12 protein-coding genes and 5 pseudogenes are annotated in these 12349 nt (G+C 24.6%); 8 read left to right on the top strand and 9 right to left on the bottom strand.

The genetic code is table 11. From position 1 onward, the window contains the following. Positions 1 to 37: 37 nt before the first annotated feature. From N747_RS03550 to N747_RS0103120, 5 genes and pseudogenes are all read left to right on the top strand, one after another. A pseudogene (locus N747_RS03550) lies at positions 38 to 353 on the top strand (single-stranded DNA-binding protein). 58 nt (positions 354 to 411) lie between these two features. Next, on the top strand, positions 412 to 744 hold the full coding sequence (locus tag N747_RS0103135) for an HU family DNA-binding protein (protein WP_024563749.1): 333 nt from the start codon (positions 412 to 414) through the stop codon (positions 742 to 744). 13 nt (positions 745 to 757) lie between these two features. Continuing rightward, positions 758 to 901 carry a hypothetical protein gene (locus N747_RS04155; protein ID WP_240992319.1) on the top strand — a complete coding sequence of 48 codons (144 nt, stop codon included), beginning with the start codon at positions 758 to 760 and terminating at the stop codon, positions 899 to 901. 37 nt (positions 902 to 938) lie between these two features. Continuing rightward, positions 939 to 1208 (top strand): annotated as a pseudogene (locus N747_RS0103125) (hypothetical protein); the annotation flags it as partial. Continuing rightward, a pseudogene (locus tag N747_RS0103120) lies at positions 1193 to 1414 on the top strand (IS3 family transposase); the annotation flags it as partial. The pseudogenes N747_RS0103125 and N747_RS0103120, both read left to right, overlap by 16 nt. Before the next feature lie 1119 nt (positions 1415 to 2533). On the opposite strand, the gene N747_RS0103110 reads toward N747_RS0103120, so the two are convergent. The 9 genes and pseudogenes from N747_RS0103110 to N747_RS04140 form a co-directional block, all read right to left on the bottom strand. Continuing rightward, positions 2534 to 3046, bottom strand: a complete 513-nt coding sequence (locus tag N747_RS0103110) for a hypothetical protein (protein ID WP_024563746.1) — start codon at positions 3044 to 3046, stop codon at positions 2534 to 2536. A gap of 931 nt (positions 3047 to 3977) precedes the next feature. Further along, positions 3978 to 4363: pseudogene (locus N747_RS03545) on the bottom strand (DUF2963 domain-containing protein); the annotation flags it as partial. 353 nt (positions 4364 to 4716) lie between these two features. Continuing rightward, positions 4717 to 5076, bottom strand: a pseudogene (locus N747_RS0103100) (lambda-exonuclease family protein); the annotation flags it as partial. 991 nt (positions 5077 to 6067) lie between these two features. Next, positions 6068 to 6553, bottom strand: coding sequence for an SVM family protein (locus tag N747_RS03540; protein ID WP_038251831.1), 486 nt, complete (start codon positions 6551 to 6553; stop codon positions 6068 to 6070). 176 nt (positions 6554 to 6729) lie between these two features. Further along, positions 6730 to 7071: a hypothetical protein gene (locus N747_RS04150; protein WP_024563742.1), complete on the bottom strand. Its 342-nt coding sequence runs from the start codon at positions 7069 to 7071 to the stop codon at positions 6730 to 6732. A 433-nt stretch (positions 7072 to 7504) separates the two neighbouring features. Next, positions 7505 to 7894 (bottom strand): hypothetical protein, encoded by a 390-nt coding sequence (locus N747_RS03670; RefSeq protein WP_024563740.1) that lies wholly within the window; start codon positions 7892 to 7894, stop codon positions 7505 to 7507. A gap of 42 nt (positions 7895 to 7936) precedes the next feature. Then, a complete protein-coding gene (locus tag N747_RS03665) occupies positions 7937 to 8272 on the bottom strand; it encodes a kinetochore Spc7 family protein (protein WP_024563739.1) in 336 nt (111 codons plus the stop codon). A gap of 1059 nt (positions 8273 to 9331) precedes the next feature. Further along, on the bottom strand, positions 9332 to 9742 hold the full coding sequence (locus N747_RS04145) for a hypothetical protein (RefSeq protein WP_024563738.1): 411 nt from the start codon (positions 9740 to 9742) through the stop codon (positions 9332 to 9334). A gap of 112 nt (positions 9743 to 9854) precedes the next feature. Next, positions 9855 to 10232: a hypothetical protein gene (locus tag N747_RS04140; RefSeq protein ID WP_240992318.1), complete on the bottom strand. Its 378-nt coding sequence runs from the start codon at positions 10230 to 10232 to the stop codon at positions 9855 to 9857. A 311-nt stretch (positions 10233 to 10543) separates the two neighbouring features. On the opposite strand from N747_RS04140, the gene N747_RS0103060 reads away from it, so the two are divergent. The 3 genes from N747_RS0103060 to N747_RS03525 all read left to right on the top strand — a co-directional run bounded on the left by N747_RS0103060 (position 10544) and on the right by N747_RS03525 (position 12039). Then, on the top strand, positions 10544 to 10888 hold the full coding sequence (locus tag N747_RS0103060; protein WP_240992317.1) for a chromosome partitioning protein ParA: 345 nt from the start codon (positions 10544 to 10546) through the stop codon (positions 10886 to 10888). Positions 10889 to 10954: 66 nt separating this feature from the next. Continuing rightward, positions 10955 to 11692: a hypothetical protein gene (locus N747_RS0103050; RefSeq protein WP_024563736.1), complete on the top strand. Its 738-nt coding sequence runs from the start codon at positions 10955 to 10957 to the stop codon at positions 11690 to 11692. Between the two features lie 35 nt (positions 11693 to 11727). Beyond that, positions 11728 to 12039, top strand: coding sequence for an SVM family protein (locus tag N747_RS03525; RefSeq protein WP_240992316.1), 312 nt, complete (start codon positions 11728 to 11730; stop codon positions 12037 to 12039). The last annotated feature ends 310 nt before the right edge of the window (positions 12040 to 12349 follow it).

The following is a 12349-nucleotide window of genomic DNA, read 5'->3' as shown; positions in this document are numbered from 1 at the left end:
AAACTAAACCCAAATTATAAAAATAAGGAGAAATAAAATGTTAAATAAAGTCCAATTAATCGGTAATATCGCTCATAACCTAGAAAAACAATATATCAATAGCAACAACGATCAAATCCCTAAAATAGATTTCAATTTAGCAATTAACAATAAAGATAAAGTGCAATACATCCCTTGTGTCGTTTTTAGAAATCAAGCTGAAAACATGAGTACATATTTAAATAAAGGTTCAAAAAATATATGCAGAAGGCGCATTATCCATCCAAAAATATACCACAAACGAAGGTAAAACGCGAACCACCACCAAAGTAATTATCCAAAACGTCATCTTTTTAGACAACAAAACTAAATAATATTTAAAAAATTAAGTCCCCAAAAGGGACTTTTTTTATAAAAAAAGGAGAAAAAAATATGAATAAAAAAGAATTAATTAAATCAATAGCTGAGATAAATAAAACCTCAATAACCCAAACAGAAGAGTTTTACAACTCATTTGAGAATGCTCTAATTAAAGCAATCACATCAAATGAAGAAGTGGTTTTATCCTCTAAAATTGGTAAATTCATCTTAAAAACTAGAAAAGCCCACACAACCCCAGAAACTAAATTCATCATCAATAAACAAACAGGCAAAAAAACAGGAAAAAGAACTGGTAAAAACTTAAAAATACCCGCAAAAACGGTTGTTAGTTTTAAAATGTCAAAACCAATTAAAGATGAAGTCAAAAAACTTCAATTAAAATAAAAGGAGAAATAATATGAGCGATGCAATGACCGAAGCATACCGAGGAACTTACTTTAAAGACCGTTCAACCACCAAAAACCACAAAGGTAAATGGATAAATTTGCATCATTCCAACAAAACCTTTAAAAATAAAAAGAAATTACCTAAAACCAAATGAATAAATTTTATAAAAATTATTAAGAAAGTAGGAAATAATGTGGATTTTTTCAATATTTACAATAATTAGTAATTTTATATTAAATTACACTAAAGGATTTACCGCTACTGAAATCATGGAAAGAAGATTGGATGGAATCCAAACAACTCTATTTACAATATTAATCATTACTGGTTTTAAACCTATTTTTAAATTAATTAAAAATACAATTGTTTTTATTAAACAAACTATTATAAACATATTTTTTCCTAATAAAAAACTTCAAACTTTAGAAATAAAAAACACTAAACAAGTATGTCAAGAAAAGTAACTCCACGCGATAACGCTGTAATTGAAAACTTTTTCGGCCAAATGAAAACTATCTTACAACATCAACATCCTTTTTTATTTCAAAAATCAACCAAAAAAGTAAAAAAAATAATCAATTATTTCCCTAAATTTTGGAACAATCAATGGATTTTAGCTAAATTAAATTATTCATCTCCTTCCCAATATTGCCAAAATCTTATATAAATTATTTTTTAATTTATTTTAATGTTTAGCCTTGAAAAAGAGGTTACCTTTTTGCACATTTTTTTGACCAAAATAACATAATTACGTAAAAAAATAATTATAATTTCATTTTCTTAACGGAATTTTAACTTTTTTTACTTAAATATATAGTGTAAGGATAAAATATTTAAAAAAATATCTTTTGAAACTAAAAGAATTATCAAAAAAAGTTTAGACACTTTTTTGAATGAAAACAATATTTCTTTAGTTTGAAAAGATATGAAATTATCTATTAATTTTAAAGTCTTAAAGAATAATTTTAGAGACAAAAGTTGTCTAAAAAAACGCAACAGCGCAGGTTTTATAAAAACACAAGAACCGCGATTATTTTTAGATTCTTTTGATATAATTAATAAAAAAATAGGAAATTTATTTCTTTTTATAGTAAAAATTGGCTTTTTTCTAAATTAGGTTATCAGTCCTCCTTTGGGATATTTGAAATCATTATCTAATTAATGTTATTTATTTTATTTTTTTATCTTTTATATTTATTAGTTTTGTTAGCGCTTCAGCGTATTAGGGGATTTTGTTTGGTTTAGAATTTAAAAAAACTCTTTTTCAATAATTGGAAAGGAAAAATAGGGAGTTATTTATATATCGAAACATAATAATTATAGATAAAAGATATAACGATAATATCAAATATCAAGCATCATTATCATTATCGATATAATATATAAAATATCACTATTCTTAAAAAGGTTTAGTTTTGACAAAGAATTTTAGCTATTGAAAGTATCATAAAAGTGTCGGCTTTGAAAAAACATATTTATATTTAAGATGGATTTTTTAACCCGATAGCCTGTTTATTTTTGATATAAAAACCACCTAAATCCCCAAAAAGGAGATTTTATAGGAGTGGGGTTAGAACTTTTAATCATTTTGGAATCTAGTGAACTTGTAGTGTACGCTTTTATTGAGTTTATATAAAAAAGAGAGAGGATTATATTAATATATTATTTGAAACTTCATAATGGGTATTATAAAATTAATAGATTGATTAAAATTAACATTTCGCGGGAGACAATTTTTATATTTTAAAATCCCCTATTAAATTAGGAGCCTATATTTTATTCATTATTAATAACAAATAATTTGTTTAATAGTTCCATCTGGGTTGTAATATGTTTTTGTAAGAATGAAACCTGTATCTTGATCGTATTCATACATTTTTGAATATTTTTCATTTTCATCAAAATATATAATTTTAGTGATGAAATTTGTAGATTCCTTTATTGTAGAGACTTTAAGTTTTTTACCTGTATCTTGGTTATATTCTGTAGTTTCCTCAAATCCATCGGGTAATTTTATTATTGTATTTGGATATTCAAGATTAGATTTTGATGATTCTGGTTGAGGGGTTAATTTATCCGCTTCTTTTTCTTTCTTATTGATAAGCCTATTATATGTTTTATCTTTTTCGGTATCAGTTTTAAATTTTAAATGTTGTTGCTTTTGAGTTTCAATTCTAGTTTGAGGTTTATTAACGGCTAATAATAAAATAATTAAAAGAACAAGAATAACTGTGCTTATAAATAATCCCCAAATGATAAAGATCATATTTTTTGATTTTTGTTGATTATTGTTTTCCAATTTTGTTTTCTCCTTTGATTGTTGTTTTGTTCTTTGATATACTTTATCATTAAATTATTTTTATATTACAAATCAGTTATCTTTTTTTGTAATTCAAAATTAAAATCTTTATCAGTTGTAATTGTTTGTTTAATGGATGATTTAAAGAATAATAATCCATTTTATAATTTTTATAACACTTATAATTAATAATTTAAATGGTTTTATAATCCATGTTATGATTGTTTTTATAATGTTAAAGATAGAACCAATAAAAACTAAAAAGGTGATAAAGATTAAAATATACAAAAAAGATCCTACATATATTTAACTATCTACTGAAATATATATGTAAGATCAATAATAATTTTAACATTTTTTAGATGTTTTTTTATATTTATTATTTTATATTTATTATTTTATATTTATTATTTTATATTTATTATTTTATATTTATTATTTTATATTTATTATTTTATATTTATTATTTTATATTTATTATTTTATATTTATTATTTTATATTTATTATTTTATATTTATTATTTTATATTTATTATGTAGATAGTTAATACACTTATATTATAACAGAAAATGATAAATTGAAAAAAATATTAAATAATATTTAAAAAAGGGATCGCGCGCAACTGGGGGGTTATTTTTATTCTTCTTTTATTTGTGTTTACTTATAATTTTTGTTATCGCTTCAGCGCGTTAAGGGGTTGTGTTTGGTTTTATTTAAAACACCTCCCCTTTATAATGGAGAGGAAATTTAGGGAGTTTTTTATGTATTATTTTAAAATACCCCCCCCTAAATCCCCTAAAGGGGACTTTATAGGAGGGGTATATAATAGTTAATCTTAATATCCATCGGCTATCCCGCCCAATTCGCTCTGCTAGTCTTTGAATATTTTTATACTTATTTTCTTTAATTATTCAAATTAAATCCAGCAGCTCCAAACCTTTATCATTAATAAATAATTTCTTAAAATCCGAAATATTTTGATAAAGTTTAGTTTTAAAAAATTTAACTTTACCGTTTTTATCTATTCCTTTAAATTTTTCTTCATTATTATCAAATTCTTCAATAGAATTATCAATATTTTTACGTTTCATTAATTTTTCATTAACAGAATTATATTCCATCCAAACGCCATTTGATAAATTTTTTTAATCATTTTCCCACGAGAACCACCATATAAAGTCACAGTATGGTATTTATCAGTTGACTTTAATAACATACGGTTATTAGGTTCATATTCCCAAATTTTATCATCTTTATCAATTTTTTTAACTAATTTATGAGTAAATAAATTATAATATTCTTTTGTTCCATCATCTGAGGTGTTCCGTTTTTTAATACAACTTTTTATTTTAAAATGACTCTTTAAGACTAAAAATTAATAGATAATTTCATATCTTTTCAAACTAAAGAAATATTGTTTTCATTCCAAAAAGTGTCTAAACTTTTTTTTGATAATTCTTTAGTTTCAAAAGATATTTTTTTTAAATATTTTACCTTTACACTATATATTTAAGTAAAAAAAGTGAAAAAATCCCATATAAAATGAAAATATAATTATTTTTTTACGTAATTATGTTATTTAGTCAAAAAAATGTGCAAAAAGGTAACCTCTTTTTAAAGGCTAAACATTAAAATAAATTAAAAATAATTTATATAAAATTTTGGCAATATGTTGTTGTTTTCGTCAACATAAGGGCATTTGATTTCTAACAAAGTGTTGGTTTTAGAATTATATCCATCAAGTGAGGCAGAAAACATTTGGACTTCATCATCCGTAAAGATTGCATAAGGGAATTTTAATTTAGTTGTTTTTTCAAAGAAACTGCGTGCTAGTGGTTCGTTTTTAATTCCATGTTCAGTGTATTTATTGCTTGTGAAAGTAGTTCCAAATATTTTATCATGAACTAATTGTTCTAAGGTTTGGAATTTATCATTTCCAGTGATGCTACCTATTTCTGATGCATTAATGTATTTTTGTCGATGGTTATACCATTGCGAGGTTCTTTGGTTTAGATTAGTTATTTGCATTTTGTTGCTCCTTTTTAAAATTGGATATAAAAAAAAAGACTCTCGTGATGAGAGTCTTAATTAAGATTTATTTTTTTATTAAAAAAGTTAACAATACGATTTGATTTTGATTTAACTTATATTTTCAATTATTTTCTCTATATATATTTTTTTTAAATTTTCTTTTTTGTTTTGAAAACAGCAAAAATATTAAAAAAATTATAGCAGGAGAAAAAAATATAAATAGTATAAATAATATAAAACAAAAATAAATAATTCTTTCCAAGTGTGGAAATCCAAAGTTTCAATAAAAAGGGATATAAAGTGATTGTAATGAAAAAAGTCTCAATAGCGGTGAACCAATGGATAAAACATTTTTTTCTTTATAATTGATGTTGGAATTTATATTCTTGTCCCTTAAAAACAAATTTTATATTTTTTTTCAAAAAGATAATAATAAGGTTTATAAAGAATTTTGTAAATTCTGTAAAAGGTAAATAAGAATAAAAAAAAATTCGCAATAATTAACTGCATTAACCAAAAAATTAATAAATGATTCAAACACAATAACTTTTAACACACCACTTCTTTTAATTGTATTCCATCTTATAATATCCTTTTTTAAAAGATTTACTATTTTTTTATGTTGACTTTTTTTCTTTTGAGTTATACTAAAGACAATTAATAAATAATTCAATTACTTTCATTATAACTCCAAATAGATTTATGTCAACAAGAAAAATATTTATAATTTATTTTAAGAGTTTTTAAAGACTGAATCTAAATAAAATAATTTTTTTACGTAATTATCTTTAAAAATAAAGATTAAGAAAATTAATTAACTAATAAAAAAATAAATAATTAAAATATTATCCTTTAAAACGTTTTAAAAATATAGTAATAATTCAAATAATTATTTTAAACGTCATTAAGAAGTAAAATAATATTTGTTAATATGAGGTTGCAAGATTATTTTCATTAACATAATTTGGGTTTGTTTTTTTTAATTAAATTAATTATTTAATTTATATTGTAAATTGATATGCTTTTGACTTAGATTTTTAATCTTTTTAATTATTTGTTGATGTTTTACATTAAGTTCTTTTATTGAAGGGTCTAGATTGGAAAGACTTAAAGTTTTAATCGCTATTTGATTGCGTTCATATGAATAATGCCATATTTGTTCATTTATATAACTTAAAATTTTAACAGCAGAAAGTCTTTGACAAAATTTTTCAATTTTTTTATCTAAATTATCTAATTGTTTTCGTAATTCTATATCACCATCTAAGTGATAAACGCTCAAATATGAAATTTTAGTAATTAATTCTTCTTTTTCTGAATAAAGTTTATTAAGTTCATTATTTATGGAATTTTCATCATTTAAATTATTCATCGCCATAACTTGATGATTATTAGTGAATAAAAATAATCCTAAAAAACTAAATAAAACCATTGTTAATAAATATAATTGTTTTTTTAATCTAAAAATTAACATTTTTCTCTCTTTTCTATTTTTTTATTTATTTTCTTTTTTATTAAATTTTTGTGTATATAGTGTTATGTAACCTTGTTTAGGGTTGAAGTGGAGATAGTAGGTTTTACATATGAGGCATTTGGGGCCTTTGTATTCTACCCCTACAGTGTGATTAACGTGTGATACTCGCAAATCATTTACAAATTGTGAATCTTTATCTTTATCATTTGTGTGGAAATAATCGAAATCGGAGCCAGGGTGGTAAGGGGAGGGGGTTCATTCCATTCATTGAATGGGTTTTTGCAGAATGTGGCAAGGTCAGTTGGTTCGTATTCGGGGTGGTGTCCGTGTCCTAGGCCAGCGAGCCCGTAGAAGGTATAGGTTCTTTTAATCATTGGTGTTCCTTCGATTTTAGTTTTAGAACCATTGGAGCCAACCATTTCAAGATGAGTTATTTCACTTGCTTTCATTGTTTGTATTACTTCTTTGTTTTTTTCGCTATAATCAACTCTATATGAAGGTATACTCTCCTTTTTCATCTCTCCCACTTTTACTTTCTGTTTGAAACCATTTATCATGTGTTTCTATTTTGGTTGTTGGTTTTGTGTTTGAATCAATTTGGTTAGTTGTATTGACTTTTATATACCAAATGAAAGCAATTATTCCAATTACCCAAGTACCCAAAATTAATTTAATATAATAAAAAAATATTGTTGATTTTAAATTGGTTTTTGTAATTCTCTTTTTATTTTGTTGAGTTTGATAAAAATAAATACACAAAGGAATTATAACAACAAAAAGAAGAAATAACAATCCTATAATCGTTAATTTTTGAAATAATTACATATTAAAAATACTTCCTTTTTTTAATTTAACTCATTATCATTTTAACATAAACAGAACAATAATGCAAAAAATATGCATTATTGTTACCACCAACGTTTTAGAGTTTTCCATGCATCTATTACTTCGTTAACAACCACACCAGTAGCTGCACCTACAACCATGCCTGCGGGGCGGGCCACCTAAGGCGCCTATCGCGATAGTTGTTTTGATGATATTTGATTTAGTTTGCCATTCTTTATTTTGGGTTTTTAATTTGTTTTGATTGATTGTTAAGTCTTTGTTTTTATTAGTTAATTTAACAATCTCTCTATCTAATTTTTCTTGCATTGTTTTGTGGGTTTTTTTTGCTAATTCTAATTCATTTTTTAATTTATCAATTTCATGTTGTAATTCTTTGTTGGTTTCGCTTAATCCACTATTGGCCGCTTCTAACCCTTTAATTGTTCCTTCTAATTGTAAAATCTTTTTACCTTGTTCAGCGAAAAGATTTATTTGTTGTTTTAATTGAATTGTCAATCTTTGGATTTCTTGGGTTTTTTGTTGAATAGTTTGTTGTAGTTAAGTTATTTCTTCATCTTTTTGTGGGATAATGGTTTGTAATTGAGTTTCATTGGTTTCTAAGGTTTTGATTTTACCTTTTAATTCTTTTATTTGTGATTGTTTTGTGTTTAATTGTTTAACCAAAACTTCATCAGCATTATTGTTTTTAACTAATTCATCTTGTATTTCTTGCATTTCTTTTTCAAGTTTTTCGTTTTCAATTTTAGATGTGTTTAGTTCTTGTTTGATTTTGTTTAAATCGTTAGTATATTTTTCTTTGAGGTTTTTGTTTTCTAATTTCAAAGTATCAATTTCACTTTTAAAACCTTGTTCTTTAATTTCTAATTTTTGCATTTCATTTTTTAATGTTTTGATGTGGGTTTCTTTATTGTTTAATTCTTTTTTGTAAGTATCATCAGGTTTTTGGTTGGCAATTAAATCAGTGAATTTTTTTTGATATTTATTTAATTCTTGTTGTTTTTTGGTTAATTTTTGTGTAATTTCAGATAAATCATTAGTTTTTTTGTTCTAATATGGATTTATAATTATTGAGTTTATTTGGTGGTGGTGTTAAACTTACATTGTGACTAAATTTAAATTGCCAAGTTTCTTGATTATCTGCGATATGGTTTATTCGTTGTATTGGCTTTTGGTCTTTGGGTTTTATGTAGAAATCATTACCCCAAAAATCAAATTGTATATAGTAATACTTGACATTTTTATATTCATTTATAGGCTATTTATTGTTTGTTTATTTGCGTTTTGTCGTGATTAATTATTTTTGGATTTACTCGGGGATTGCACTTCTAAAATTGGTATTACTTCAACTTTAAAAGGCTCAGTAGAGTATATTTTACTATGAACTGTTTTGAAATTTATTAAATATTTATTTGTTGTTCTTTCGTTGGCTTTAATTTCACAATTCTTTTCCCATTCATCAAGTGTTTGTGTTAAATTATTTAATTATTTTTGTAAAGAAATTTGTTGATTTGAAAGACTAAATAATTCTTGGCTGATTTTGTTGATTTGTGTTTGTTTAGTTAATAATTTTTCTTGTAATTGTTTAGCATTTGCATTGTTTTTTTCAATTTGTTCTTTCGGGTTGTTGGTTTCTTGTTCAAGTTCAGAAACTATGTTTTTATAATTTGCAATTTGTTTTTGGATTTATTTCAAAGTTTTTAAATGTTGTTCTCTTAAGTTTGTGGTTTCTTCTTGTTTTTGGGTTAATTGTTGTTTTAGTTTATCTTCATTTTGTTTTAATTGGTTAATTTCTTCTTCTTTAAGTAATAATTGAGCTTGATAATTAATTTGACTTTGTTAAATATTGCTTCTTAAATTATTAATTTCAATATTTAATTGTTTGATTTCGTTTGTTGATAAGTTTTTTTGGTCTATTAATTTTTGTTCTTTGTTTTATAATTCTGTTTGTTTTTGTTCAATTTCAGTTTTTAATTGATTTACATCTTTAATATTTGAAGCCAATTGTTTTTCTAAAGTTGTTATTTTTTCTTTTGATAAAATCAACTCGTTGTCTTTTTTTACTATTAATTCATTCTGGTTTGTAATATTTTTTTTTATTACTTCGATTTCTGATTGTAATTTATTTTTTTCTTCATCAGATAAATCTTTAGTTTGTTGGAGTGTTGTTTCTTTAGATTTAAGTTGGGATTGTAATTCAATTATTTTTCCTTCAAGGGATAATTTTTCTAGTTGTTGAGCTTGAAGGTTAATGTTTAAATATCCCTTTTCGGTTTCTAAAATCTTTTGTTTTTCTCTTTCTTGTTGCATTATTTCTTCTATTTGTTTTTGAAGTTCAGGATTCAATAAACTTTTTGTATTTTTTTCTTTTTGTTTTTGGATTGGTTGTTGAGGGGTTTGTTTAGAATCCCTTGATTCAGTTGTTTTTTTTTAATTCTTTGGTTTTTTGTTCAATTTCTTATGATGATTTTCCTTCTTGAGAAAGTTTTTTTGCATATTCTGTTAACTCTTTTTTTATTTTTGTCTCTTCTGCTGCTTTGATAGCATCTAAATCATAAACTTCTACTAAATTTGGGGGTGGCGTTTCACCTTTGGGGGTTGGTTCGTTAAAATACCAAATTATTCCTGCATAAATAGCTGTTGCAATTAATATTGTTCCACCTAAAAAAGGTCCTATAACTGGAATTCCAATACAAGATAAGCCAAAAATAAAGCCAATTGCAATAATAATACTATTAAATATGTAAGGAATTAGTTTTAAAGGGAATCCTAGCCATTCTAAAAAATTCTTACCACGTTTATATATATAATGAGCAAAATCTTTGGTTCCCCCCAAGCAGCTTTAGGCTACATGTTCAATTTGGGTTACTACTTCGGGTAAGAATTTAGAAATGAAAAGCCATAAATCCCCTCCGATTAGTGTGATTAGTAATAAAATAAGGATGGGGTTTGTTAATGTTTTGATTATTTTTACAAATCAATTATCTTATTTTTTGCGTTTCAACAATTATTTTTTGTAGGTTTTAGATTGTTTTTTTGTAATTTGTTTTGAAGGTTTTTTTATTATAGGTGATTTTGTAATTGTTTTTCTTTGAAGTTGATTTATTTTTGATTTTTTTATAGGTTTTTTGGTGGAGTTTTTTGTTTTTGGTTGGTATTTTTTTAGTTTTTTACTTAAAAAACGCTTCAGGTAAATACATCGAAGAAAACGCCGAACTCCGTCATGAAATCAACAAACTTAAAGAACAAATAAAAGACGAACAAAAAGCCCATGAAACAACTAAATCAACATTAAAAACCAAAAGCGAGAAATTAACACAAAAAACAGAAAAATTAAAAAAAATCGATTTAATTATCCAAGATCAAAAGCTCAGCTATAGTGCCGCAATTCAACCTTTAAAATATCGTATTAAAGAAGATGTAAGACAAAGAGTTAAAAGCGCAAAGGAAAATGTTAATAAAGTAACTTCTTGGTTCAAAAAATGGTTTTAATTAAAATTAAAAAGTCAAATGTGTTAAAATGTTGGTATGTTATAAATTACCCGAAAGGAACTAATCATGTTTAATATTATTAAAAAAATCATTAAATGGTTTTTTATCATATTAGGGGTACTTCTTTTTTTATTGATTGGTTTTTTCGTTTTAACCGAAATGAACATCATTAAATTGCCAGAATCGCCAAAAAAAGAAATTCCTAGTTTAATCAAAACAAAATTCGAAAACATTGAAGAATGGTATGACGATAATAAAAAATGTACAATGATTAAAGCCAAATACACCTTTGATGGCCTTAATGGAGTCAGTTATTATCAAAAACAACTCGCTAACAAAGATAACATCAATTTTTATGAATTAGGAAACATCAAAAACCGCCTCGAAACCCAAAAAGAACCCTCTAACCTCGCCAACTACATCAAAGACCGTTATCCTTTCGACCGTTGGAATAACAAAGGATTAACTTATGAGGAAACCTCCATTAATGAATTTGAATATTCTAGTTTTGATACAGAAGATGACAGTCAATTATATTTATATGTTAATTTAGAAAAACAATTCAAAGAAGACTCAAGCGGTAATTGCTTAATCCTTAAATACAAAGGCCCTAAATACTTCTTAGACGACGACAAAGACTATTACCTTGGTTGTGCACATGTTTCCAACTCTAACTTCAAATTAACCGATTTCAACCTCTACTTCAACCCTGTCCGTAAAACTTTATCTCTTTATGAAGATAAACACAATAACGATAAAGTCCAAGAAGCCGAAAATAATAAAAGAACCAGCGATGACTGGTGATAAAAAAAGAATAAAAATAAAAGGAGATTTAATTAATGTTTAAAATTAAAAATAATTTATTATTGTTATTAAATGCGTTTATTGTATTTACTTTATTAGGATTGTTTTTAATTACTAATAATCAACAAGCAATGGGGATGAATAAAGATATTGCTAGTGCTAGCAATAATAATCAAAACATAACTAATTACTCTATTGAAGAAAATATAATTAATTTAAAATATAAAATTCGGGAAAATGCAGTTAAAAAAATAAATACAGAAAGCGAAATACAACAATTATCAAACAATGATCCTAAAAAAAAATACTCTTTTAGCCTTAAAACAAAATTTAGAAAATTTAATTAATAATCAAAAAAAACAATTAAAAACTTATCAAACACTTTTAAAAACTTTAAATGATGAAAATAATTAATTTGTTTTTAATAATAAATAAAAATATTTAATTTTTCACAAAGACCCTCCTAAGGGTCTTTTTTTATTTAACAACACACAAACCTTGGAAAGGAAACAAAAACCATGTTCATTAAAAAAATCTTTCAATCTTTACCTAGTAATTTCATCTTTTTCATCATCACCTTACTTTCATTTATTCCAATTATAACCGTTTATTATGTCATTAAATTCTATCTTTTCACCATCAAACTAAGTATTCACC

The sequence above is a fragment of the Candidatus Phytoplasma tritici genome, from assembly GCF_000495255.1.
In the GTDB taxonomy this organism is placed as follows: Bacteria; Bacillota_I; Bacilli_A; order Acholeplasmatales; family Acholeplasmataceae; genus Phytoplasma; species Phytoplasma tritici.
This window is presented reverse-complemented; position numbering and strand designations above follow the sequence as displayed.

Excerpts from the sequence above, each read along its gene's own strand:
- N747_RS0103135 (WP_024563749.1), top strand. The coding sequence starts at position 412 with ATGAATAAAAAAGAATTAATTAAATCAATAGCTGAGATAAATAAAACC.
- N747_RS04155 (WP_240992319.1), top strand. The coding sequence starts at position 758 with ATGAGCGATGCAATGACCGAAGCATACCGAGGAACTTACTTTAAAGAC.
- N747_RS03540 (WP_038251831.1), bottom strand. The coding sequence starts at position 6,553 with ATGTTAATTTTTAGATTAAAAAAACAATTATATTTATTAACAATGGTT.
- N747_RS04150 (WP_024563742.1), bottom strand. The coding sequence starts at position 7,071 with ATGAAAAAGGAGAGTATACCTTCATATAGAGTTGATTATAGCGAAAAA.
- N747_RS03665 (WP_024563739.1), bottom strand. The coding sequence starts at position 8,272 with ATGCAAAAATTAGAAATTAAAGAACAAGGTTTTAAAAGTGAAATTGAT.
- N747_RS0103050 (WP_024563736.1), top strand. The coding sequence starts at position 10,955 with ATGTTTAATATTATTAAAAAAATCATTAAATGGTTTTTTATCATATTA.
- N747_RS03525 (WP_240992316.1), top strand. The coding sequence starts at position 11,728 with ATGTTTAAAATTAAAAATAATTTATTATTGTTATTAAATGCGTTTATT.